Annotated in this window: 25 protein-coding genes; 21 read left to right on the top strand and 4 right to left on the bottom strand. The window is 57.4% G+C overall.

Features of this window, described 5'->3' with window-relative positions:
- Window positions 1–55: 55 nt before the first annotated feature.
- The 3 genes from GS620_RS02675 to GS620_RS02685 form a co-directional block, all read right to left on the bottom strand.
- Window positions 56–709 carry a hypothetical protein gene (locus GS620_RS02675; RefSeq protein ID WP_171613937.1) on the bottom strand — a complete coding sequence of 218 codons (654 nt, stop codon included), beginning with the start codon at window positions 707–709 and terminating at the stop codon, window positions 56–58.
- A 13-nt stretch (window positions 710–722) separates the two neighbouring features.
- Complete coding sequence (locus GS620_RS02680; protein WP_152457916.1) at window positions 723–2,123, bottom strand: selenium-binding protein SBP56-related protein; 1,401 nt, start codon at window positions 2,121–2,123, stop codon at window positions 723–725.
- A gap of 117 nt (window positions 2,124–2,240) precedes the next feature.
- Window positions 2,241–2,972 (bottom strand): FadR/GntR family transcriptional regulator, encoded by a 732-nt coding sequence (locus GS620_RS02685; RefSeq protein ID WP_171613939.1) that lies wholly within the window; start codon window positions 2,970–2,972, stop codon window positions 2,241–2,243.
- 115 nt (window positions 2,973–3,087) lie between these two features.
- Here GS620_RS02685 and GS620_RS02690 point away from each other — a divergent pair, with 115 nt between their 5' ends.
- From GS620_RS02690 to GS620_RS02775, 19 genes are all read left to right on the top strand, one after another.
- Entirely contained in the window at window positions 3,088–3,852 is a 765-nt protein-coding gene (locus tag GS620_RS02690; RefSeq protein ID WP_171614483.1) for a DUF2182 domain-containing protein, read from the top strand.
- Between the two features lie 4 nt (window positions 3,853–3,856).
- Window positions 3,857–4,561, top strand: coding sequence for a DUF1326 domain-containing protein (locus GS620_RS02695; RefSeq protein ID WP_171116019.1), 705 nt, complete (start codon window positions 3,857–3,859; stop codon window positions 4,559–4,561).
- A 26-nt stretch (window positions 4,562–4,587) separates the two neighbouring features.
- Window positions 4,588–5,088, top strand: coding sequence for a DinB family protein (locus GS620_RS02700; protein WP_371809766.1), 501 nt, complete (start codon window positions 4,588–4,590; stop codon window positions 5,086–5,088).
- Complete coding sequence (locus GS620_RS02705) at window positions 5,089–6,192, top strand: dimethylsulfoniopropionate demethylase (RefSeq protein ID WP_171613944.1); 1,104 nt, start codon at window positions 5,089–5,091, stop codon at window positions 6,190–6,192. It begins immediately after the preceding gene.
- A gap of 89 nt (window positions 6,193–6,281) precedes the next feature.
- Window positions 6,282–7,277 carry an acryloyl-CoA reductase gene (acuI, locus tag GS620_RS02710; RefSeq protein WP_171613946.1) on the top strand — a complete coding sequence of 332 codons (996 nt, stop codon included), beginning with the start codon at window positions 6,282–6,284 and terminating at the stop codon, window positions 7,275–7,277.
- A 181-nt stretch (window positions 7,278–7,458) separates the two neighbouring features.
- On the top strand, window positions 7,459–8,022 hold the full coding sequence (gene frr, locus GS620_RS02715) for a ribosome recycling factor (RefSeq protein WP_171116013.1): 564 nt from the start codon (window positions 7,459–7,461) through the stop codon (window positions 8,020–8,022).
- A 9-nt stretch (window positions 8,023–8,031) separates the two neighbouring features.
- Window positions 8,032–8,763: an isoprenyl transferase gene (locus GS620_RS02720; RefSeq protein ID WP_171116012.1), complete on the top strand. Its 732-nt coding sequence runs from the start codon at window positions 8,032–8,034 to the stop codon at window positions 8,761–8,763.
- A complete protein-coding gene (locus GS620_RS02725; protein WP_152457923.1) occupies window positions 8,760–9,542 on the top strand; it encodes a phosphatidate cytidylyltransferase in 783 nt (260 codons plus the stop codon). The genes GS620_RS02720 and GS620_RS02725 overlap by 4 nt, the downstream gene beginning before the upstream one ends.
- The gene (gene dxr, locus GS620_RS02730; RefSeq protein ID WP_171613948.1) at window positions 9,542–10,714 is read left to right on the top strand and encodes a 1-deoxy-D-xylulose-5-phosphate reductoisomerase; all 1,173 of its coding nucleotides are present in this window, start codon (window positions 9,542–9,544) and stop codon (window positions 10,712–10,714) included. Before GS620_RS02725 ends, dxr begins: the two co-directional genes overlap by 1 nt.
- 4 nt (window positions 10,715–10,718) lie before the next feature.
- The gene (gene rseP, locus GS620_RS02735) at window positions 10,719–12,071 is read left to right on the top strand and encodes an RIP metalloprotease RseP (protein ID WP_171231669.1); all 1,353 of its coding nucleotides are present in this window, start codon (window positions 10,719–10,721) and stop codon (window positions 12,069–12,071) included.
- A 78-nt stretch (window positions 12,072–12,149) separates the two neighbouring features.
- Complete coding sequence (locus GS620_RS22175) at window positions 12,150–12,278, top strand: hypothetical protein (RefSeq protein WP_256367495.1); 129 nt, start codon at window positions 12,150–12,152, stop codon at window positions 12,276–12,278.
- 235 nt (window positions 12,279–12,513) lie between these two features.
- On the top strand, window positions 12,514–14,766 hold the full coding sequence (bamA, locus tag GS620_RS02740; protein ID WP_371809767.1) for an outer membrane protein assembly factor BamA: 2,253 nt from the start codon (window positions 12,514–12,516) through the stop codon (window positions 14,764–14,766).
- A 6-nt stretch (window positions 14,767–14,772) separates the two neighbouring features.
- The gene (locus GS620_RS02745) at window positions 14,773–15,351 is read left to right on the top strand and encodes an OmpH family outer membrane protein (protein ID WP_171231667.1); all 579 of its coding nucleotides are present in this window, start codon (window positions 14,773–14,775) and stop codon (window positions 15,349–15,351) included.
- A gap of 73 nt (window positions 15,352–15,424) precedes the next feature.
- The gene (fabZ, locus tag GS620_RS02750) at window positions 15,425–15,898 is read left to right on the top strand and encodes a 3-hydroxyacyl-ACP dehydratase FabZ (RefSeq protein ID WP_152457928.1); all 474 of its coding nucleotides are present in this window, start codon (window positions 15,425–15,427) and stop codon (window positions 15,896–15,898) included.
- Window positions 15,895–16,680, top strand: a complete 786-nt coding sequence (gene lpxA, locus GS620_RS02755) for an acyl-ACP--UDP-N-acetylglucosamine O-acyltransferase (RefSeq protein ID WP_171613952.1) — start codon at window positions 15,895–15,897, stop codon at window positions 16,678–16,680. The genes fabZ and lpxA overlap by 4 nt, the downstream gene beginning before the upstream one ends.
- 4 nt (window positions 16,681–16,684) lie before the next feature.
- Window positions 16,685–17,479, top strand: coding sequence for an LpxI family protein (locus GS620_RS02760; RefSeq protein ID WP_171613954.1), 795 nt, complete (start codon window positions 16,685–16,687; stop codon window positions 17,477–17,479).
- Entirely contained in the window at window positions 17,479–18,645 is a 1,167-nt protein-coding gene (lpxB, locus tag GS620_RS02765; protein ID WP_171613956.1) for a lipid-A-disaccharide synthase, read from the top strand. The genes GS620_RS02760 and lpxB overlap by 1 nt, the downstream gene beginning before the upstream one ends.
- Window positions 18,638–19,213 carry a hypothetical protein gene (locus GS620_RS02770; protein WP_171613958.1) on the top strand — a complete coding sequence of 192 codons (576 nt, stop codon included), beginning with the start codon at window positions 18,638–18,640 and terminating at the stop codon, window positions 19,211–19,213. The genes lpxB and GS620_RS02770 overlap by 8 nt, the downstream gene beginning before the upstream one ends.
- 99 nt (window positions 19,214–19,312) lie before the next feature.
- Window positions 19,313–19,858 carry a carboxymuconolactone decarboxylase family protein gene (locus GS620_RS02775; RefSeq protein ID WP_171613960.1) on the top strand — a complete coding sequence of 182 codons (546 nt, stop codon included), beginning with the start codon at window positions 19,313–19,315 and terminating at the stop codon, window positions 19,856–19,858.
- Here GS620_RS02775 and mnmA read toward each other — a convergent pair.
- Complete coding sequence (gene mnmA / locus GS620_RS02780; protein WP_152457934.1) at window positions 19,855–21,000, bottom strand: tRNA 2-thiouridine(34) synthase MnmA; 1,146 nt, start codon at window positions 20,998–21,000, stop codon at window positions 19,855–19,857. The genes GS620_RS02775 and mnmA overlap by 4 nt on opposite strands.
- 128 nt (window positions 21,001–21,128) lie before the next feature.
- Here mnmA and GS620_RS02785 point away from each other — a divergent pair, with 128 nt between their 5' ends.
- Together GS620_RS02785 and ctrA are read left to right on the top strand one after the other, a co-directional pair.
- The gene (locus tag GS620_RS02785) at window positions 21,129–21,422 is read left to right on the top strand and encodes a DUF1153 domain-containing protein (protein ID WP_171168228.1); all 294 of its coding nucleotides are present in this window, start codon (window positions 21,129–21,131) and stop codon (window positions 21,420–21,422) included.
- 86 nt (window positions 21,423–21,508) lie between these two features.
- The gene (gene ctrA, locus GS620_RS02790) at window positions 21,509–22,225 is read left to right on the top strand and encodes a response regulator transcription factor CtrA (protein ID WP_152457936.1); all 717 of its coding nucleotides are present in this window, start codon (window positions 21,509–21,511) and stop codon (window positions 22,223–22,225) included.
- Window positions 22,226–22,230 lie beyond the last annotated feature (5 nt).

Genomic DNA, 22,230 nt, shown 5'->3' on the forward strand with positions numbered 1-22,230 from the left:
AAGCTCCAGTTTTGTTTCGATGCAGACAAAGCGCGTTTCAAAACAAAGTACAAGGTCAGCCAATTGCGGACCAAAGACCCAGACCACCGACCAGAATGAGGCTCAGGGCCCAGAGGAGCTCCAGGTTGAACCAGCTGCGCGACAGGAATTGCAGACCAAGCCAACGATAGACCGCAAAGGCCAAAAACCCGCCACCCAAAACCATGGCGGCCGTATGCAGCGCGGCGACGCCCAGAACCAAAAGGGTGTTCGTGGTCATGATCTGAGAAATCGCTTGATGGCCCGCGTCCAGTTCATCTACGGCACACAGGCCCAGATAGATTGGAACCAGCATCAGGGCAGCCCCGTGGGCAAGCGCCACAAGAAAAGACCACAGCGCGAGCCTGCTTGGCGGGATCCGCGAAAGAAAGCGGGGGTGACGGCGGGTTATCGCGATGTACAGGCCCATGCCAATCACGACCAGAGCCGCGCCGATGCGGATTACATTTTGATAATCGACCAGTACGGCCATCAGGGCAAAAGGAAGAAGTACGCCGAGCATGGCTACGAAATGCCCGCCAGCCAAAGCCGCGAGTGCACCCCAAAGCGCGGATTGGCGTTGTTCCATCAAAGCCGAAGACACCGCCAGTGGCCAGCCCATGCCGGGGTTCAGGCCGTGATAGGCGCCGCTCAGAACAACGGCCAGCCACAGGCCAGCCGTTGATGACATCAAAAATTCCAACTCAGACCGACGGATAGCAGAAGCTGTCGGTTGAACAGTCTCCGCCCTCCAACCGGATCTGGTGGCTGCGATAGCCCTTGGGAAACTCTACCCAGAACTTCGGATCCAATGTCAGACCACCATTCTCGCCGACATCAGCCTTGACCATGGCCGCACCACCTTCCTCGGGGTAGAACTGATCGTCCCACGTGGAATAGAGCGAATTGGTCCAATAGACGCGTTTGCCGTCGCGGCTGATTTCGACCATCTGTGGACCATAGCCAAAGGTTTGACCATTTGGATGCTTTGTCTTTTTGACGATTCCGCCGATCTCGACCTTGCCTGCCAGGGTTGGGTTCATCGGGTCGGATACATCGTATTGATGCATCTCGCCGGTTCCCCAGCACGCGACATAGAGGTACTTGTCGTCCAGGCTCAGGTCGATATCAGTGACCAGCGGCGGAACGGCTGAGAAGCCCTTCAGAAGGTCAGGAAGATCATCAGGATCAGCGGGTTGCGGATCGATTGTTATGGTCTTCTTGGCTTCGAACGTGCCGTCATCATTGCGCCACCAGGTGAAGATCGCACCTTGCAGGTTGGTTGTGTCGACGACAACGCCGCAGAACCCGTATTGTTTAACGGGATCATGCGCGGGGCGGATTTCCAAGGCCATCTGATGGTTTTCGCCCAGATCGATGGTTTGAATATTCGTCCGGTTCCGAAGGTTCCAGAAATGGATCCGGTGGCCGTACTTGTTGGACAACAGATCCTCGGCCACCAGCCCGTTTTCGAATTGCGGCGGCAGCCCCCATTCGGAACTGACCATGTAGTCACGCGGTAGGTTCCACCAGAAATCATAATGCTTGTCCTGCACGCCGCGCTCGATCTCATAGCGCCCGATGATATCGAAGGTCTCGCAATCCATGATGAATATGCCCGGAGGGCCATCTGTGCCGTCAGGGCCACCACCACCAAGGGTGCTGACGTAGATCCCCTCGGGCCCGCAATGGATCGTGTGCGGACGGGAGTACCCTGTCTTTGCAAAGACTTCTTCGGGTTCGATGATCTTGTGAATCTTGGCTTCTAGCGGGTTCTTCACGTCAATGACATAAATCCGGCTGGACCGGATGCCCGGGATGATCAGATAGCGCCGCTCCAGAAACGCGTGACCGCTCAGCGGCGACAGGGAAGAAGAACAGGCGTTCCAGCCGAAATGGTGAAATTCGTCACCCTTTTCGGGCATGATCACCTGATGCACGATCTTTCCGAAATCGTCCGAGCTTGGATCGACATTCACAACCGCCAGCCCGTCGGGTTGAGAAAAGTCAGGGCTGAGCATCAGCGTGAATGCAAGTGTCTCGGCGGGGCCCTCCATCGCCAGTTTCGCGGATGGATAAAAACTTGGATCCGGTCTTTGGTTCATAACGTCCTCCCGTAAGTCATTGAACTTCAATTCATATTGAAAGTTCCGATCTTGGCGCCGGATGACAATCTGCCCGTTCGTATGCCCCTTGTTCTGATCTTGTTTCGAATGCGGCCCTCAGATCGGTTTACGTTTGCTTTCGACCACGTCGTGGGCCAGCCGTCGTGTGTAATGTTCCAGATCAATAAGTGCGGTGTCTACGGTGTCTGCGTCTTTTGCCTCAAGCGCGTCCACTATTCTGCTGTGCAGTCCGATGATCTCTTCGCGGGATCGCGCGGTAAACGTGATCATGTTCATCAACGGTTGCATCGCTTCCACGGCGCCTGCCAGCTGATAGGACAGGACCGGGTTGCCAGCCCCATCCACCAGCGCGCGATGGAAAGTCACGTCCGAGGCGCAAAATGCTTCGTCCGTCAGGCCCGGTTGGGACTGGCGGAATATTTCTGCCCGCATGGTCGCCAGGTGATCTGCCGTGCGCCGCTGGGCAGACAAGGCCGCACAGGCCCTTTCCAGGGCATATCGCGCTTCGCATGCGGTATCGAAGCTGACCGCATTCATCGACAGCAGCAATGTCGAAGTCGTGACTTGCTGAGAATAGGCATCCTCAAAGCTCAGGCGATTCACGAACGCTCCGCCAGAAGCGCCGCGTTGCGTGCGGATCAAGGATTGCGCGGCCAGCCGTTTCAATGCCTCACGTACGGTCGGGCGAGAGACCTGGAACTGATCCGACAGTTCGGCTTCGGACGGCAGGCGCGCGTCCACGATCAGTTCACCCGATACGATCGCATCCCGAATGGCCTGGGCGATCTGGGCAGACAGGTCTGCGGTTTTCCGGGGCGCGGTTTTCATCTTCAGACGACCTTGGGCAAATTTTTATTTGTCTGACATTTAAAAGTCTGACATTTGAAAAGCAAGGGAGTTGAGTCGGGAGGCCGAAGTGAGTCGTACGTGGCTGCGCAGCGGAATGTGGCTGGGCTTTTATGTTCTGATCTTGTGGGCGTGGTGGGTCATGTTCTCGATGAGCCGGGACATGGACCTTGATCTGATCGGCCGTCCGGGGCCGATGGGGCAGGCGATGGCCGCGATGGATCCGCGCATGGATATGTACATGCCCATGGCCGAGTTCGGCCCGCTGTTTTCAATGTGGGCGATCATGATGGCGGCCATGATGCTGCCGACCCTGATCCCGACCCTGCGCAGTTACGATGACCTGATCCGCAGCGCAAATGGCAGCCGCGCCGGCTGGCTGGGGGTTCTGGCCGGGTATTCCGTCGTCTGGGTCGGGTTTGCGGCCGTGATCGCAGGAATTCAGCTGGTTCTGCTGTTTGGCGGCGTTGTCGACATGCTGGGAATTGCCAAATCCGGATGGATCGCGGGCGGCTTGATGATTGCCGTGGGCGTCTTTCAGTTTTCCCGCGCCAAAGAGGTGTGCCACGGTGTCTGCCATGCCCCGCTGACCTATTTCCTGGGACATTGGAGAACCGGTTTTGCAGGTGGCGTGCGCATGGGACTGGGTCTTGGCGCGTTTTGCGTCGGCTGTTGCTGGGGCTTTATGGCACTTGGCTTTGTCGGCGGTGTGATGAGCCTGTTGTGGATGGGGCTCGCGACCCTGTTCATGGTTTTGGAGAAACTTCCTCAGATCGGGCACGCCGTGACCCGTCCAATGGGGTTTGTGTTGATTGCGGGCGGTCTTGTCCTGCTCGTGTATCCAATTAGCTACGGAGGATAAGCCAATGGCTAAAAACAGAAAACCAGACGCCGATCGGCTGCCCGTCAGCCAGCGTATCGACAGCCGCATGCCCAATCCCAAGCGGCGAGAGATGAGCCCGACGGAATGGGCCATCAAGGGCGAGTTAATCCTGAATTGTTCATGCGACGTGTTCTGCCCCTGCGTGGTGTCGCTAGGCTCACATCCCCCGACGGAAGGTCACTGCCATGCTTGGATGGGCATCATCGTTGATGAAGGCCACTATGAAGGCGAGGATCTGTCGGGTCTGAATGTCGGCTTGCTGGTCGATATTCCGGGCCGGATGGGGGAAGGCCAGTGGAAAGTCGCCGCTTATGTCGACGAGCGCGCAAGCGGCAAAGCTTATAACGGTTTGTTGCAAATCTTCAGCGGTCAGGCGGGCGGCACGACCGGTCTGTTTACTATGCTGGTCAGCGAGATCATTGGTGCGGAACGGGCGCCGGTCCAGATTGAGCGCGACGGAAACAAACGTCGGATCGCGATTGGTCGCAAAATCCAGGGAGAGATCGAGATGCTTGCGGGCAAGGACCCGGAGCATCCGGTGATGGTCTCAAATTCCAAATACTGGATGGGACCTGACATCATCGTGGCGCGTGGCACCAAATCGAAGGTGCGCGACTATGGCCGGGTCTGGGACTTTGGCGGCAAGTCCGCAGAGATCTGCCCGATCGACTGGCACGGGCCCAAATGATGATCACGGGTAGGTATGCGCAGGAAATGGCGCGTTACAATCACTGGCAGAACAAACAGTTGGCAGAGTTTTTGCAATCTCTGACACCGAAGGAGCTGACCCTTGAACGCGGGGCGTTCTTTGGCTCGATCATGGGCACGGTGAACCATCTGCTGTGGGGCGACTGGATGTGGATGTCGCGTTTCGAAAAGCGCGACGGGCCAGATGGCAATATTCACAAGGCGGGCGGGGGTATCCATGAAAGCGTATACCTGTGCCCGGACCTGCAAAGCTGGTTGGCGTTACGCGAAAAGATCGACACGCGTATCCTGCACTGGGCAGAAGGGCTGGGGGATGATCCGCTGACCGGATCGTTCACGTGGTATTCCGCCGCAAAAGAGGCCGATGTCACAATGCCTTACGCGCTGTGCGTGATCCATTTCTTCAATCATCAGACCCATCACAGGGGACAAGTGCACAAAATGCTAACCGAGACGGGCTCGGAAGCGCCTGTCAGTGATATCGTCTTTATGCCGCAGGAGGTATGAATGCCGCAGATTTCCGCCTCACGCCGCTTGCGGCGCACTCCGTTCTCTGAAGGAGTCGAAGCTGCCGGGGTCAAGGGCTATACGGTTTACAACCGCATGTTGTTGCCGACGGTATTTGAAAGTGTTGAAGCCGATTACCGGCATCTGAAGACCCATGTTCAGGTCTGGGATGTGTCGTGCGAGCGGCAGGTTGAATTGCGTGGCCCTGATGCTGCGCGTCTCATGCAGATGCTGACCCCGCGCGATCTGCGCGGTATGCTGCCGGGGCAATGTTTCTATGTGCCGATCGTTGACGAAACCGGCGGCATGCTGAACGACCCGGTGGCGGTGAAGTTGTCCGAAGACCGATGGTGGATCTCGATTGCCGACAGTGATCTGTTGCTGTGGGTCAAGGGTATCGCCGTTGGGTACCGTCTGGATGTGCTGGTGGATGAACCGGACGTGTCGCCGCTTGCCGTTCAGGGCCCGAAGGCGGACGAGCTGATGGCCCGTGTCTTCGGGGACCGAGTGCGCGACATCCGTTTCTTCAAATTCGACATGTTCGAGTTCGAGGGGCGCGATCTGGCCGTCGCGCGATCCGGTTATTCGAAACAGGGTGGTTTCGAGATATACGTGGAAGGTGGCGATATCGGCATGCCTTTGTGGAACGCCCTGTTTGCCGCCGGCGAAGACCTGCACGTGCGCGCGGGCTGCCCGAACCTGATCGAACGCATTGAGGGCGGGTTGTTGTCCTATGGGAACGACATGACCGACGACAATACCCCGCATGAATGCGGTCTGGGAAAGTTCTGCAACACGCATACCGCGATTGGCTGTATCGGTCGGGATGCCCTGTTGCGTGTCGCCAAGGAAGGGGCGGTGCAGCAAATCCGGCCAATCGCCATCGCCGGTGATCCGGTACCGGGTTGCGATCATCCCTGGGACCTGTTTGCAAGCGGCAAGCGCGTGGGGCAGGTGACATCGGCGGCTTGGTCTCCGGATTTTGAAACCAATGTGGCGATCGGTATGGTGCGCCTGAGCCATTGGGATGCCGGGACGGAACTGGAAGTGGAAACACCGGCTGGGATGCGCCGCGCGACCGTGCAATCGCATTTCTGGATCTAGCAGAATCAAGGACGCTGCCGCGTCGACCTCGGGATATTTTGAACCAGCTGACGACATGGGCTGGTCACTGAACACGAAAGGAATGACAGATGTTCAATGCACTTGTGATGGACAAGGATGAAGAGAGCGGACTTGCCACCGGCTCGATCAAACAATTGTCGGTGGATAATCTGCCGCATGGTGATGTCACGGTTGCGGTCGAATATTCCACGGTGAACTACAAGGATGGCCTGTGCCTGTCTCCGAAAGGGGGCGGGCTGGTGCGGGCCTATCCGCATGTCCCGGGCATTGACTACGCCGGCACGGTCGAGGCCTCATCGGATGACCGCTACAAACCCGGTGACAAGGTTGTTCTGACCGGATGGCGCGTTGGTGAGGCACACTGGGGCGGCTATTCGCAAAAAGCCAACGCGCGGGCCGATTGGCTGGTGCCGTTGCCCGATGGGCTGACAACGCGTCAGGCAATGGCTGTGGGCACTGCCGGGTTTACTGCGATGCTGGCGGTCATGGCGCTGGAGGATCATGGGCTGACCCCGGATCGTGGACCGGTATTGGTAACCGGTGCCGCGGGCGGTGTCGGGTCGGTGGCCACGGCCATTCTTGGCAATTTGGGCTATGAGGTCGCCGCGGTCACCGGACGGCCCGAAACCGGTGACTATCTGAAATCACTTGGTGCGACGACCATTGTGCCGCGCGACGACCTGAACGAGACCACAAAACGCCCCCTTGAGAGCGAAACATGGGCGGGCTGCGTTGATGCTGTGGGCGGCGCCATGCTGGCACGTGTTCTGGGCCAGATGAAATACGGATGTTCAGTTGCTGCGGTAGGTTTGGCAGGGGGCGCTGCTTTGCCTGCGACGGTGATTCCGTTCCTGCTGCGCGGCGTGAACCTTTTGGGCATCGACAGCGTGATGCAGCCCTATGACAACAGGGTGCGCGCGTGGAAACGGATCGCCACGGATCTGCCGATGGATAAGCTTGAGGCGATGGTTCAACCGGCCGGTCTGTCCGATCTGCCGCAACTGGGCGCCGACATTCTGAAAGGTCAGGTCAAGGGGCGCGTCGTGGTGGACGTGAACGCCTGAGGCTGACCCATGAACTCAACCTGGCCGAAGAAACTCGGCCAGGTTCCGGAAAAGATGTTTGCCCAAATTGGTCGCAACACCTCTGGCCATTGATACAATTCCCGATCATGATTGCTATACATCCCAATTGCGATGGCGTAAGACCCATCCAAAGATTACCTGAAGACGGGGAGTGAGCAGAATGTCTGACGACTTCGAACTGGACACCGATGATCTGCAGCGCCGCATGGATGGCGCAATGGCCAATCTGAAAACCGAATTTGCATCATTGCGAACGGGGCGTGCTTCGGCCTCGATGCTGGAACCTGTCATGGTTGACGCTTACGGTTCGATGACACCGATCAACCAGGTGGGCACCGTGAACGTGCCCGAACCGCGAATGGTCACTGTAAACGTCTGGGACAAGTCACTGGTGGGTAAGGTGGAAAAGGCCATCCGCGAAAGCGGCCTTGGGATCAATCCGCAATTGAACGGCACCATCATAATGCTGCCGATACCCGAGTTGAACGAAGAACGTCGCCGCGAGTTGAGCAAGGTCGCCGGTCACTACGCAGAAAACGCGCGCATTGCGATCCGGAACGTGCGTCGCGATGGCATGGATCAGATCAAGAAGGCCAAGGCGGACGGCATGTCGGAAGATGACCAGAAGCTTTGGGAAAGTGAAGTTCAGGACATGACGGATGAGATGATCAAGGCCGTAGATGCTGCGCTCGAAACCAAGCAAGCCGAAATCATGCAGGTCTGAGCCGAACTGATGCCAAAAGACCCGCAAACCGAGCTGGAGTCCGGCCCGCGCCATGTGGCCATCATCATGGATGGCAATGGTCGTTGGGCGCAGGCGCGCGGCCGTCCCCGGCTGTTCGGCCACCATGCCGGTGCGCGGCGCGTGCGCGAGGTTGTCGAGGCCTGCCCAGGTTTGGGGATCAAGTACCTGACAGTGTTCGCTTTTTCGACCGAAAACTGGAAGCGGACCCAGGTCGAGGTGGCCGGCCTGATGAACCTGTTCCGCCGCTATATCATCAAGGAAACCCGGACACTTGCGGATAATGGCATCCGCGTTCGGTTCATCGGAGATCGGGTCCGGCTGGATTCCAAGTTGATCGAGTTGATGGACTCGCTGGAAGAAGAAACCAAGAACAACGATCTGGTTCATTTGACCGTCGCGCTGAATTATGGTGGGCGCGACGAAGTCGCACGCGCCACCAAGCGTCTGGCGCGGGATGTGGCTGAAGGGCGGTTGAAACCCGAAGAGGTGGATGAAGAAACTCTTCCTAAGTATCTGGATACGCGAGTTCTTCCTGATCCCGACCTTGTTATTCGAACCAGCGGTGAAGCGCGAATTTCAAACTTTCTTCTTTGGCAATCGGCTTACTCGGAATATGAATTCATCGACACCCTCTGGCCGGACTTCACTGCTGCTGAACTGGCCCGTCTGTGCCAGAATTACGGCACCAGAGATCGGCGGTTCGGAGCGGTTCTGGCATGAGAGACGGCCGATGGTCTGACCTGACAACACGGGTTCTTTCTGCTGCAGTTCTGGTCGTGATCGGATCAATCGAAGTCTGGCTTGGCGGGTGGTGGTTCGAAACCTTCATTGCCGCAGCCTGTGGTCTGATGACGTGGGAATTGGTTCGAATGATCGACCCGCAAGCCCGCGGCGTGGCCGTTCAATTGGGGATTCTGACAAGCATCACCGTGGTTCTCAGCTATCATCTGCCGCCGATTTACACTTTGCCGGTCGTGCTTGCGCCTGCGCTTGTGGGAGTGGGGCAGATCAGTCGTTCGAAGGTTCTGTTCGGGATGTTCGTGGTCTGGATCGTCGGGGCCGGGCTGGGTTTCATTTCGATCCGCGAAAATTCCGGTTTTGGCTGGATGGTTTGGCTGATTGCTGTCGTGGTTGCCACGGACGTCGCGGGCTATTTCGTGGGCAAGGCGGTTGGTGGCCCGAAATTCTGGCCCAAGGTCAGCCCGAAGAAGACGTGGTCGGGAACCGCCGGCGGGTGGGCCGCCGCGGCATGTGTCGGCGCGGTTTTTGCAAGCCTGGCCGGCTTTGGATTCGCTTTTGTCGTTGTTTCCGTCTTGGCTTCAATGGCAAGTCAGGCCGGTGATATTGTCGAAAGCGCGGTCAAGCGCAAGTTCGGTGTCAAAGACAGTTCGAACCTGATACCGGGCCATGGCGGCTTTCTGGATCGGTTTGATGGCATGATGGGTGCTGCGCTGTTTGTTCTGATCGCAGGGCTGATCTATTCGCCGGGTGAAATGTAATGCGAAAGGTATCTGTTTTTGGAGCCACCGGGTCGATCGGGCAGAACACGATTGATCTGATTTCGCGCGCACCGTCCGAGTATGATGTCGTGGCCTTGACCGGTGGTGCCAATATTCAAAGGCTTGCGGATGACGCGCGTCGGCTCGGTGCCGATATTGCCGTCACCGCTCATGAAAACCGGCTTGATGACCTGCGTTCCGCTTTGGCCGGCAGTGACGTCGAGGCGGCTGCGGGCCGGCGTGCGATCGTCGAGGCTGCGGCACGTCCGGCGGATTGGATCATGTCGGCCATTGTCGGCTCGGCCGGGTTGGCGCCGGGCATCGAGGCGTTGAAACAGGGGGCGACCCTGGCGCTGGCAAACAAAGAGACATTGGTCTGCGCAGGATCATTGGTTCTGGAAACGGCCAAACAGCATGGTGCGCGATTGCTGCCGGTCGACAGCGAGCATTCGGCGGTGTTTCAGGCTTTGGTCGGTGAAGACGTCGAAACCGTCGAGCGCGTGATCATCACCGCCAGCGGCGGGGCGTTCCGAGATTGGCCCCTGAGAGAACTGGTGAACGCGACTGTTGAACAAGCCTCCAGCCATCCGAATTGGGATATGGGGCAGCGTATCACCATCGACAGCGCATCGATGTTCAACAAAGCGTTGGAAGTCATCGAAACAAAAGAATATTTCGGTGTTGAACCGGATCAGATCGAAGTGCTGGTGCATCCGGAATCCATAGTACACGCCCTGGTTGGCTATCGTGATGGTGCGATGATGGCCCATATGGGGGCACCCGATATGCGCCACGCCATCGGTTACGCGCTGCATTGGCCCGAAAGACGGGAATTGCCGATACAGCGCCTTGATTTGGCCAAGCTGGGGCAGTTGCGTTTCAACGCGCCGGATCTGGCACGTTATCCCGCATTGAAACTGGCCCGGGACGTGATGGCGCGTGGCGGCCTGGCGGGCGCTGTTTTCAACGCCGCGAAGGAACGTGCGCTGGATCATTTCATCGCACGCCGGACCGGATTTCTGGATATGGCTGATGCCGTCGCCGCGGTTCTCGACAGGTTCGACGCGTCAGACAGCCTTATTGATGCCCCGATGACCCTTGATAACGTACAGCAAACAGACCATCTGGCACGTCAGTGGGTCGATGACGCTGTGGTGGAACGAGCAGGATAGAATTTTGGACGTACTTTCCCTAATCCCGCAATTTGGCAATCTTCTCTGGACGATTGTCGCGTTTGTCATCGCATTGTCGGTCATCGTCGCGGTGCACGAATACGGCCACTACATTGTGGGGCGTTGGTCCGGTATCCATGCCGAAGTGTTCTCGATCGGGTTTGGCCCGGTTCTCTGGAGCCGTGTCGACAAACGGGGGACCAGATGGCAGATCGCGTTGCTGCCTTTTGGGGGGTATGTGAAGTTCCTGGGCGATGCCAATGCAGCATCGGGCAAGGATGAAAAGGCGATGGAAGGCATCGCTACCCAAAGCCCGGAAGAGCTGCGCCGCACCATGCACGGTGCCCCTTTGTGGGCACGGGCCGCAACGGTCGCGGCCGGACCTGTCTTCAACTTCGTCATGTCCATTCTGGTGTTTGGCCTGATTTTCTGGTCACAAGGCGTATCGAAAGAGCCGCTGACAGTCGGATCGTTGCAACCCTTGCCGGGCACTGTGCAGGAGCTGAGAGAAGGTGATGTGATCACGGCCATCGCCGGTGTTCCGACACCTGACTATGATGAAGAGGGGGCCTGGCAGGACTTTATTGAGGCGCTGCCTGTGGAACCGGTTCTGGATTACACGGTGATCCGGGACGGTGAAACGCTGGATGTACAAGCACCATGGATGTTTCCACCCCTGATCCGCCAAGTGGCCCCACGCAGCGCGGCGATGGATATTCAGCTGAAACAAGGCGATGTCATCACGGCGGTGAACGGGGAGCCGATCTTTGCCTTCGAGCAGCTGAAGGATTTTGTCGAAGGGTCCGATGGCCGGGTTCTTCTGTTGGACGTCTGGCGGGATGGGTCCGAGCTGGAATTCGCATTGGCCCCGCGACGCACGGATGAACCTCAGCCGGATGGCGGTTTCGTCACCCATTGGCGGATTGGGATCATCGGGGGCATGATGCTGGAGCCGGCAACTGAACCGGCTGGTATTCTGGATTCACTGACCGGTGGTGTCAGACAGACGGGCCGCATTATCGAAGGGTCGCTGTCGGGTATATGGCACATGGTGACGGGGGCAATCAGCACTTGCAACATCTCGGGGCCGATCGGAATCGCCGAAACCTCGGGGGCAATGGCCAGCCAGGGGGCGCAGAACTTCATTTTCTTCATCGCGGTTCTGTCGACGGCGGTCGGATTGCTGAACCTGTTTCCGATCCCGGCATTGGATGGCGGGCATCTCGTGTTCTACGCTTATGAAGCCATTGCAGGGAAACCACCCAGTGACGGGGCCTTGCGGGTGCTCATGGGGGTAGGGATCACCTTAATTCTCACCCTCATGCTGTTTTCAGTGAGCAACGATCTGTTCTGCTGATTGTGGCGCGCGGCGCAAGATTGGGCCGCAATATTGCCTCATTCTGACGTTATGATTTTTGCGTCTGAGGGAAAAGCCATGACCAAAACGCTGAAAAAATCGTATCAGAGCTTTAGCTTCCTGTTCGTGCTGAATTGGGACGTTCTGCTGAGCTTTGCGGTTACGGCGTTGGCTATGGCAGGTGCCGCCTATCTGGCGGCCATGTGATTCTTACCGAAATTAACGTCGTCAATTTGAATGGCAGTCTTCGCGGCTGCTTCTATTTCGCCTTTTGACAAGCTCATTCAATCCCGCTACTCAGCATTAAAGTCTTAAATTCTGGGTAGAGCATAAAATGACTGACAGGCGAGGGGCGGGCACATCCTGCGGGCAGCAAATGCCAACAAACAATATTTTGTGGCAGGCGCTAGCGGTTCTTTTCCTTTTTGTTGCTGCAAGCTTAATGACTTTTCCGCATGCAGCACTGGCGCAAAATTTCACGATCAATTCGTTTGACGTTGAGGGCAATCGCCGGATTGAAACCGGCACGATCATCGCCCGAACGGGAATCGAACCTGGCCAGACCGTAACTGCCGGCCAGCTCAATGATGCCTATCAGCGTTTGCTTGACAGTGGTGTATTTGAAACAGTTGAGCTGACGCCGCGGGGGTCTACGCTGGTCATCACGGTTCAGGAATATCCGACGATCAATCAGATCAGCATCGAGGGTAACGCCCGTGTCAAAGACGACGTGTTGTTGGACGTTATCGAATCTCAGCCGCGCCGCGTCTTTACCCCGCAGTTGGCCGAGTCTGACGCCGACATGATTGCTGAAGTGTATTCAGCCCAAGGCCGAGTTGCCGCGACCGTAATCCCTCGGATTATCCGCCGTAGCGACAACCGAGTCGATCTGGTTTTTGAAGTGGCAGAAGGCACGACCATTGAAGTGGAACGTGTCAGTTTTGTTGGCAACCGTGCCTTTTCGGACCGTCGTTTGCGCCGCGTTCTGGAAACCAAGCAGGCAACCTTCCTGCGGACGTTCTTCCGGAACGACACGTTCATCGGCGATCGTATCGAGTTCGACAAGCAAGTCATTCGGGATTTCTACCTTTCACGAGGCTATGTCGACTTCCGTGTGAACAGCGCCAACGTCGAGTTTACCCGTGAAAGGGATGCGTTTTTCCTGGTGATGAATGTAACCGAGGGCCAAAAATTCTCGTTCGGTAAAATCACGACCGTCAGTGAGATTCCGGGCGTCGATCCGGCACCTTATCAGGACGCGCTGAAGATCAAACCCGGCGTGACATATACGCCGACGCTTGTTGAAAACTCGATTACAAGACAGGAGCGACTGGGCCTGAAGCAAGGCGTGGATTTCCTTCGGGTGGAACCACGTGTTACGCGCAATGACCGCGATCTGACTTTGGATGTCGAATTTGTTCTGACAAAAGGTCCTCGGATCTTTGTCGAGCGGATCGATATTGAAGGCAACACAACCACCCTGGACCGAGTGATCCGGCGGCAGTTTGACACTGTCGAAGGTGACCCGTTCAACCCACGCGAAATCCGTCAGGCTGCGGAGCGTATCAATGCCTTGGGCTTCTTTGCTGTTGCCGAAGTCGAACCACGCGAGGGATCGTCGCCAAGCCAGGTCATTCTGGATGTAGACGTTGAAGAACAACCCACCGGCTCGTTGAGCCTCGGAGGCAGCTACTCGGTTACGGACGGTTTCGGGATTGCAATTGGTCTGAACGAATCCAACTTCCTGGGCCGTGGCCAGAACCTTGGTGTCTCGATCTCCACCGCGCAGGACTCGGAACAATATACGCTCAGCTTTACAGAGCCCTATCTGCTGGGTCGCAAGCTGCGCTTTGATCTTGGTCTGGGGCTGTCGGCTACCAATTCCGGGTTTGCAAGCTACGACACAAGCAGTCTTTTCTTTGCACCGCAGCTGACCTACGCGATTGGTGAATTGTCGGCTCTGCGGGTTCGCTATGGCTGGGACCGCAGCGAGATGACGCAGCAGGACAACGAAGTTAACGGTGCGGTGATTTCTTCTGAAATTGCGCAGGGCAAACGGACGTCCAGTTCATTGGGACTGTCCTACATTTATGACAGCCGTCTAGGCGGTCTGGACCCCAATACCGGCGTTCTGTTCGAGGTTGGCGTTGATGCTGCTGGGCTTGGTGGGGACAACAAATACTTCAAGACCACGGCGCGTGGTATCGCGCAAACCCGGGTTTGGAACGAAGAGGTGGTGCTTCGGGCAACGATGGAACTGGGCGCTCTGCATTGGCGGGGAAACGATTTCAGCCGTACTGTTGACCGGTTTGTGCTGGGCCCCAATACTTTCCGGGGTTTCGAACCTGCGGGTATCGGACCACGTGACCTGTCCAGCGGTCAGGATGACGCGATCGGGGGCAATTACTACTGGGTTGCCCGTTTCGAAACCGACTTCCCGCTGGGTCTTCCCGAGGAACTCGGTCTACGCGGTGGCTTGTTCTATGATGTTGGCAACCTCTACAACATCGACAACGTCAATACGGCAGGTGCAACTATTGTCGGTGCAAACGGATCGATCCGGCACGTGATTGGGATTTCGGTGCTCTGGGAAACTCCATTCGGGCCGTTGCAGTTCAACTTCTCGCAGCCTCTCAAGAAAGAATCTTTCGACAAGGAGCAGAACTTTGACTTCACGATCCAGGCCCGGTTCTGATCCGCGATGCTGAACAGATTGCTTGGCAGAACACGGGGCCCGCTTTGGGCCCTGTGTGCATTTGTGACGATGGTCTCGGCGCCTTTGGCAAATGCACAGCAGCTTGGTGTGCCACAAGCCAGTGTTGTCACCCTGTCCAGTGAAGAGCTGTTTGCCAAGTCCGCCTTTGGACAGCGCGTTTTTCGCGAAATTGAAAAGGAAAGCGCCTTACTGGCCGAAGAAAACCAACGGATTGTCGCGGAACTGAGCCGCGAAGAAAAGGAACTCACCGAGCAGCGCGCCACCATGTCGGCCGACGAGTTCCGCCCCCTGGCCGAGGCGTTTGATCTCAAGGTTCAGTCCCATCGCGAGGGGCAAAGGGCAAAGCTGGATGTTCTGGCCCGTCGCAGCGAAGAAGCCCAGCAGACCTTTTCCGAAATTGTGCGCCCGGTGCTTGTCGATCTGTTGCGCGAAATCGGGGCCAGCGTGATGATCGAGCGGTCCAATGTCGTCGTCAGCACGTCCGACATCACCGAAGCCGCAATCATCCGAATAAACGCTGCGATAGGTGACGGAAGCGATTTGCAACAGGGTCAAGGCGAATAGGTTCGCTTGCCCTTGCAGTGCTGTATTGCTAACCACGCAAAAAAAGAAACATCCAAAACGGGATATCTGCATCATGAGCACTGAAACCAAAAGCGCAGACATTCAGCTGATCCAGAGGATCCTGCCGCACCGCTATCCGTTTTTGCTGGTCGATAAGGTGGTAGATATCTCGGGCTATCAGTCGGCGCGCGGAATCAAGAATGTCACCATGAACGAACCGCATTTTCAGGGGCATTTCCCCGGTACGCCGATCATGCCGGGTGTCACGATTGTCGAGGCAATGGCGCAGACCGCCGGTGTGATGCTGGGTGTGGGAATGGACGTCATCGACACCGAACTGTTGATTTACTTCATGAGCATCGACAAATGCAAATTCCGCCGCAAGGTTGTGCCCGGTGATGTGCTGGAAATGCATGTGGAAACCGTACGTGGGAAAAAAGGCGGAAAGCTGTTCAAATTCAGCGGCCGTGCAACTGTCGAAGGCGAAGTCGCCGCCGAGGCGGAATTCTCGGCCTATGTCGACTGGGATATGGAAAAAACAACATGAACGGAGTCCATCCCAGCGCAATTATTGAAGATGGTGCGCAGATTGGACAGGATTGTATCATCGGTCCCTTCTGCCACGTGGGCCCACAGGTGAAACTGGGCGATCGGGTCGAGTTGAAATCGCATGTGGTCGTGACGGGCGACACCTCGATCGGCGACGATACCGTTGTGTTCAATTTCTCGGTGATTGGTGAGATCCCTCAGGATCTGAAATTCAGCGGCGAAAACACCCGGCTTGAGATTGGCAAACGCAACCGGATCCGCGAGCATGTGACAATCAATATCGGGACGGAAGGTGGCGGAGGGGTCACGCGGATCGGTGACGACTGTCTGTTGATGGCGGGTGTTCACGTGGCCCATGACGTTCAGATCGGCAGCCGTGTGATCATGGTGAACCATGCCGGCGCCGCCGGGCATTGTATCGTTGAAGACGACGTGATCGTCGGTGGCATTTCGGGGTTGCATCAATGGGTGCGCGTTGGACGCGGGGCCATTATTGGCGCGCTGACCATGGTGCCGAAAGATGTTATTCCTTACGGTCTGGTACAGGCGTCGAGGGGTGAGCTGGATGGCCTAAACCTCGTCGGTCTCAAGCGCAAGGGTGTATCGCGGGAAGATATCTCGGCGCTGCGCGCGGCCTTCAAGGAATTGTCCGACGGCGAAGGCACCTTTATGGATCGCGCCAGCCGGATCGGTGAAGGCAACGAAAGCGACTATGTGCAGCAGATCGTGGATTTCGTCACCGGCCACAGTGACCGATCCTTCCTGACCCCGAGGAAATAGGGTCATGCTTGCGTTGATTGCGGGAACCGGGGCGCTGCCGACCGAAGTTGTTGCGCAGTTGACAGAACGTCCTTTGATCTGCGCGATGGAGGGGTTTCTGCCGGACACCCTGAGCGCGGATGTCGTGTTTCCTCTGGAACAGCTGGGCAGTTTCATCGCTGACCTGAAGGCGCGGGGCGTGACCGATATCTGTCTGGCTGGCGCTGTTCGGCGCCCGCCAATTGACTCCTCGCGCATCGACGCCGCGACGCTGCCATTGGTTCCGATCATCCAAAAGGCCATCCTGTCCGGGGATGACGGCGCTTTGCGCGCCGTGATCGGAATTCTTGAAGGGGCCGGCCTCACCCTCAGGGCCGCGCATGAGATCGCGCCCGGTTTGTTGCCGCCTGTGGGATGTCTGACCGAAGCCCAGCCCTCGGACGCCGACATGGCCGACGCTGACCGCGCCGCCGGGATTCTTCGGGCAATGGGGGCGGCGGATACGGGGCAGGCTTGTGCCGTGTCCAAAGGGCAGGCGCTGGCCATCGAGGGGGTGTTCGGCACCGCGTGGATGCTGCAATCCCTGACCCAACGCCCCGACGCTGGCGGCGGCATTCTGTTCAAAGGTCCCAAACCCGATCAGGATCGGCGCGCCGATTTGCCCGCCATCGGGCCGGAAACTGTTACCGACACGGTTGCGGCAGGTTTGTCCGGGATCGTTTTGGAAAAAGGCGGTGTACTGGTTCTGGAAAAAGAGCGTGCCATCGCTGAATGCAACCGTCTGGGTCTGTTTCTCTATATCCGCGAGCGGGCGGTCTGATGCGTGTCTTTCTGGTCGCCGGTGAACCTTCGGGCGACCGGTTGGGCGGCGCGCTAATGGAGGGGTTGAAAACCCTGGTGCCTGATGTTGAATTCGACGGGGTCGGTGGCCCGTTGATGCAAGCGCAGGGCCTGAGCAGCCGGTTTCCCATGTCCGAGCTTTCGGTCATGGGGCTTGTTGAAGTTCTGCCGAAGTTTTTCCACCTGAAACGGCGGATTTCCGAGACAGCACAGGCGGTGCTGGACACGAAACCGGATGTATTGATCACCATAGACAGCCCTGATTTCAGCTTGCGCGTCGCCAAGATGGTCAAAGCCAACAGCAAAATCCGAACCGTGCATTATGTCGCGCCCAGTGTCTGGGCCTGGCGCCCCGGGCGTGCAGACAAGATGGCAAAGGTCATCGATCATGTGCTGGCGCTTCTTCCTTTTGAACCTCCGTATATGGAGCGGGCAGGGATGGAATGCGACTTTGTCGGCCATCCAGTGGTTGGCGAACCGATTACAACACCTGACGAGATCGCCGCCTTTCGCCACCGCTTTGATCTGGGCAATGCGCCGATCCTGCTGGCCTTGCCCGGGTCTCGGCGGGGTGAGATCGAACGTCTGGCAGAGTCTTTCGGCGGCGCGTTGCGGTTGTTTTTCGATGACCACCCGAATTACCGCGTGGTGATCCCGACCGTAGGTGCGACAACCAATCTGATAAATGACCTGGTACCAGAATGGCCAGGCGCGCCCGTGGTGCTGGACCCGCGCCAGGTGGGGGCAGAGCAAGCCATGGCCGACAAACGAGCAGCCTTTGGCGCCGCAGATCTTGCCCTTGCTGCTTCGGGAACGGTTTCGCTGGAACTTGCGGCGCAGAATACGCCGATGGTAATTGCATACAAACTCAACTGGCTAACGCAGAAAATGGCGGAACGGATGGTCAAGCTGGACACCGTTACACTGGTCAATCTGGTTTCGGAAACACGCGCCGTGCCGGAATGCCTGCTGGATGATTGTCAGCCTCAAAAAATCGCCGAAGCCTTGCGAAAGGTAGCCGACGCACCCGATGCGCAACAGCATGCCATGAACCTGACCATGGACAGGTTGGGGCGTGGGGGCGAAGCACCCGGCTTGCGCGCGGCGCGGGCGGTTTTGAACAGAATGCAGCCAAGCAATGCTTGATCACGCGCTGTTTGCAGTCTCTGCGGGGATCGCGATGATCTCTACCAATCTGGACAATCTGGCTGTCTTGTTGGGCTTGATTCTGGTGATGGAACAGCGCCGTGCGATCGTGGGCTTTGCCGTCGCTCAGACGATCGTACTTTCCCTGGCCATGACCGTGGCCGTGGGCCTGAACCAGAGCGGCCTTCCGTTTTGGATCGGCTATCTTGGCCTTGTCCCGCTGGTGTTTGGCTTGCGCGGAATCTGGCATCAGTTTCGCGACGCGGACACCGAAGGTGCGGAGTCAAAAGGGGCGGTGACTTCGGTGGTGACGCTTTTCCTGAGCCTCTCGATAGACAGTTTTGCGGTAATGACCCCTCTGCTTGCGGATTCGGCGCCGTCCTATCGGGTCGTGGCGTTGATCGGTGCCGCCAGCGCGGCCGCCTTGCTGGTTGTTGTTGCGGCATGGGGGGCACCCCACGCCAAAAGCCTTGGCCCGCGCGTTGCCCGGCTGGATCGGATTGCGCCATATATCATGGTCTGCGTCGGGCTTTATATTCTCTTCAATTCTCCCACCGATATTTTGTGACCCGGCAAAGAGAGCGCTTCGTATCGCATATGTGACCTGCAAGGTCTGTTGCTGGGGCGCAGGTCCAAGGTATCGTGACCCAGAAAAGGAGCTTTCGACATGACCCGCATCCCCCCTTTGTCGGATCAGGAAATGACCGCCGACGCGCGCGCGTCCCACGCTGCATTGGGCGCCTATGGACCATTTGACAACTGGGCCCGCGTCGCTGCGTATTGCCCTCCGGTTCTGAACCATGTCACGGGAATGCTGACAACCCTGCGAGAGCAAGAGAACTTGCCGCGCCGTGCGTTGGAGCTGGCGATGGTGACGGTTTCAAAACTGAATGCCTGCGATTATTGCGTCTCGCATCACACACCGCTGCTGACCGTGGCGGGGCTGAGCCTCGAAGGGGCGGCGCGTCTGCCGGACGTCGAGGATCATCCGGAACTGGATGCCTGTGACAAGGCGGTCGTGCGCTATGCCGAAGCCGTGACGATCCGGTCGGGCCGTATGAAGGATGCCGAAGTGGCGGATCTGAGGGAATGGTTCACCGATGCCCAGATCGTTGAGCTGACCTGGCGCATCGCCTTGTGCGGTGCGTTCAATCGGTTCAACGATGCATTGCAGATTCAGATCGAACCCGAGGTCGAGCCGGTTTCAGCCTAATACCCACGCCAGATCCAGCCGCCGCCGAACACGCGGCTGCCTTCGTTTGCGTAAAATACGCAGGCCTGCCCGGGCGAGATGCCTTCCTCGGGGGTCAGCAGTTCGACCTCGGCCGTGGTGTCCGACAGCGGCCGAATGATTGCCTCGCGTGGCGGGCGGGTCGAGCGGACTTTGACGGACAGATGCCATTCATCGCGTGACGAGAAGGGTTCATCGCCCAGCCAGTTGATCTCGCGCACCGGAACGACGCGCGTTGCCAGCATCTCTTTCGGGCCGACAACGACCTGCTTTTTGTCGACGTCCAGTTTGACGACGTAAAGCGGCTCGCTAAGGCCGCCGATGCCAAGACCGCGACGTTGCCCGATCGTATAGTGGATCACGCCGTTGTGCTGCGCCAGTACGCGGCCATCGGCGTGAACGATCTCGCCGGGTTCCGCGGCTCCGGGGCGCAGTTTTTCGATGACGCTGGCATAGTTGCCGTCGGGCACGAAGCAGATATCCTGGCTGTCGGGCTTGTCCGCCACCGACAGCCCATACTGCGCCGCCATCTCACGGGTTGCGTCTTTTGACGGCAGGTGGCCCAGCGGGAAGCGCAGAAAATTCAATTGCTCTGGCGTTGTCGAGAACAGGAAATAGGACTGATCGCGATTGGCGTCTTCGGCGCTGTGCAGTTCCGGTCCGTTAGCGCCCATCTTGCGCTGAATATAATGGCCGGTGGCCATGCAGTCTGCTTCGAGATCCTTGGCGGTTTCCAGAAGGTCCTTGAATTTCACGCGCTCGTTGCAGCGGATGCAGGGAACCGGCGTCGCGCCTGCCAGATAGCTGTCGGCAAACTCGTCGATCACGGCATCCTTGAAGATGTTCTCGTAATCCAGAACGTAATGCGGAAATCCCCGCTCTTCCGCCACGCGTCGCGCATCATGAATATCGATTCCAGCGCAACAGGCACCTTTCTTGGCCAATGCCGCGCCGTGGTCGTATAGCTGCAAAGTCACACCGACCACATCATAGCCCTGATCGGCCAGATAGGCCGCGACAACGGAACTGTCGACGCCCCCCGACATCGCCACAACGACCCGCGTTTCCGAAGGTGGTTTGGCAAAGCCAAGCGAGTTCAGCGGGGTCTCGGTATCGAGGGCCATTGCAGATTCCAGTCCGGGTTAAGAAAGACCGGCAGAATATAGGAAAATTCTACACACTCTCAAGGGGCGGTTTCACGCGACTTTAAGTAGGCTGAGGGCAGCTTTGGTGCAGCAAGAAGGGTAAAGCGATGTATTTGCACAAAGTTGAAGGGCCAAGGTCTGTTGCTCTGCCGGATGGATCCATTTTGACGCATGCGGATTTGCCGCCGGCGAACACAAGGCGATGGGTGGCGTCACGCAAGATTCTTGTCGTGCGTGGCGTGCTTTACGGGCTGATCAGCCTGTCTGACGCAAAAAAGAAATATGGCCTGAGCGACGAAGAATTCAACGGTTGGGTTTCTTTGGTCGCGGAACACGGCGCCGAGGCGTTGAAGGCGACGGCGCTAAAAAAGTATCGACAACCTAAAGGAGAGCGTGAATAAATAATTCAACGGTAACGTCAGATTAACCATTCTTGGTCAGGTTTAAATTTAATTGGAATTATTGACCCGAATTGGAGCAGTGAAAAATGCGCATACTTCTTGTCGAGGATGATCCGACCACGTCTAAAAGCATCGAACTGATGCTGACGCATGCGAACCTGAACGTCTATGCGACGGATCTTGGCGAAGAAGGAATCGATCTGGCGAAACTCTATGACTACGACCTGATCTTGCTGGATCTGAACCTGCCGGACATGAACGGGCATGAGGTTCTGCGCCAGTTGCGGATCGCCAGGGTGGAAACGCCGATTCTGATTTTGTCCGGTGCCGATGATACCGAAAGCAAGATCAAGGGATTCGGCTTTGGCGCCGATGATTATCTGACCAAGCCCTTCCATCGCGAAGAACTGGTGGCACGCATCCACGCCATCATCCGCCGTTCCAAAGGGCATTCGCAATCGATCATTCATACAGGGCGAATTGCTGTGAACCTTGATGCAAAAACCGTGGAAGTGGATGGCAAAACGGTTCATTTGACCGGCAAGGAATACCAGATGCTCGAGCTGCTCAGCCTGCGCAAGGGGACGACTTTGACCAAGGAAATGTTTCTGAACCACCTGTATGGCGGCATGGATGAACCTGAACTGAAAATCATCGATGTGTTCATCTGCAAACTACGCAAAAAGCTCAGCAATGCGACCGGCGGAGAGAACTATATCGAAACCGTCTGGGGCCGTGGCTATGTGCTGCGAGATCCGCAAAGCAACACGCTGGACGAAACACGGATGGCAGTCGGGCTTTGAATTGA

The sequence above is a fragment of the Ruegeria sp. HKCCD6428 genome, from assembly GCF_013110595.1.
Taxonomy (GTDB): domain Bacteria; phylum Pseudomonadota; class Alphaproteobacteria; order Rhodobacterales; family Rhodobacteraceae; genus Ruegeria.

What these genes read in the sequence shown, in the direction of transcription:
- GS620_RS02675 (WP_171613937.1), bottom strand. Translation starts at nt 709, where the DNA reads ATGTCATCAACGGCTGGCCTGTGGCTGGCCGTTGTTCTGAGCGGCGCC.
- GS620_RS02680 (WP_152457916.1), bottom strand. Translation starts at nt 2,123, where the DNA reads ATGAACCAAAGACCGGATCCAAGTTTTTATCCATCCGCGAAACTGGCG.
- GS620_RS02685 (WP_171613939.1), bottom strand. Translation starts at nt 2,972, where the DNA reads ATGAAAACCGCGCCCCGGAAAACCGCAGACCTGTCTGCCCAGATCGCC.
- GS620_RS02690 (WP_171614483.1), top strand. Translation starts at nt 3,088, where the DNA reads ATGTGGCTGGGCTTTTATGTTCTGATCTTGTGGGCGTGGTGGGTCATG.
- GS620_RS02695 (WP_171116019.1), top strand. Translation starts at nt 3,857, where the DNA reads ATGGCTAAAAACAGAAAACCAGACGCCGATCGGCTGCCCGTCAGCCAG.
- GS620_RS02700 (WP_371809766.1), top strand. Translation starts at nt 4,588, where the DNA reads ATGGCGCGTTACAATCACTGGCAGAACAAACAGTTGGCAGAGTTTTTG.
- GS620_RS02705 (WP_171613944.1), top strand. Translation starts at nt 5,089, where the DNA reads ATGCCGCAGATTTCCGCCTCACGCCGCTTGCGGCGCACTCCGTTCTCT.
- acuI (WP_171613946.1), top strand. Translation starts at nt 6,282, where the DNA reads ATGTTCAATGCACTTGTGATGGACAAGGATGAAGAGAGCGGACTTGCC.
- frr (WP_171116013.1), top strand. Translation starts at nt 7,459, where the DNA reads ATGTCTGACGACTTCGAACTGGACACCGATGATCTGCAGCGCCGCATG.
- GS620_RS02720 (WP_171116012.1), top strand. Translation starts at nt 8,032, where the DNA reads ATGCCAAAAGACCCGCAAACCGAGCTGGAGTCCGGCCCGCGCCATGTG.
- GS620_RS02725 (WP_152457923.1), top strand. Translation starts at nt 8,760, where the DNA reads ATGAGAGACGGCCGATGGTCTGACCTGACAACACGGGTTCTTTCTGCT.
- dxr (WP_171613948.1), top strand. Translation starts at nt 9,542, where the DNA reads ATGCGAAAGGTATCTGTTTTTGGAGCCACCGGGTCGATCGGGCAGAAC.
- GS620_RS22175 (WP_256367495.1), top strand. Translation starts at nt 12,150, where the DNA reads ATGACCAAAACGCTGAAAAAATCGTATCAGAGCTTTAGCTTCCTGTTC.
- bamA (WP_371809767.1), top strand. Translation starts at nt 12,514, where the DNA reads ATGACTTTTCCGCATGCAGCACTGGCGCAAAATTTCACGATCAATTCG.
- GS620_RS02745 (WP_171231667.1), top strand. Translation starts at nt 14,773, where the DNA reads ATGCTGAACAGATTGCTTGGCAGAACACGGGGCCCGCTTTGGGCCCTG.
- fabZ (WP_152457928.1), top strand. Translation starts at nt 15,425, where the DNA reads ATGAGCACTGAAACCAAAAGCGCAGACATTCAGCTGATCCAGAGGATC.
- lpxA (WP_171613952.1), top strand. Translation starts at nt 15,895, where the DNA reads ATGAACGGAGTCCATCCCAGCGCAATTATTGAAGATGGTGCGCAGATT.
- GS620_RS02760 (WP_171613954.1), top strand. Translation starts at nt 16,685, where the DNA reads ATGCTTGCGTTGATTGCGGGAACCGGGGCGCTGCCGACCGAAGTTGTT.
- lpxB (WP_171613956.1), top strand. Translation starts at nt 17,479, where the DNA reads ATGCGTGTCTTTCTGGTCGCCGGTGAACCTTCGGGCGACCGGTTGGGC.
- GS620_RS02770 (WP_171613958.1), top strand. Translation starts at nt 18,638, where the DNA reads ATGCTTGATCACGCGCTGTTTGCAGTCTCTGCGGGGATCGCGATGATC.
- GS620_RS02775 (WP_171613960.1), top strand. Translation starts at nt 19,313, where the DNA reads ATGACCCGCATCCCCCCTTTGTCGGATCAGGAAATGACCGCCGACGCG.
- mnmA (WP_152457934.1), bottom strand. Translation starts at nt 21,000, where the DNA reads ATGGCCCTCGATACCGAGACCCCGCTGAACTCGCTTGGCTTTGCCAAA.
- GS620_RS02785 (WP_171168228.1), top strand. Translation starts at nt 21,129, where the DNA reads ATGTATTTGCACAAAGTTGAAGGGCCAAGGTCTGTTGCTCTGCCGGAT.
- ctrA (WP_152457936.1), top strand. Translation starts at nt 21,509, where the DNA reads ATGCGCATACTTCTTGTCGAGGATGATCCGACCACGTCTAAAAGCATC.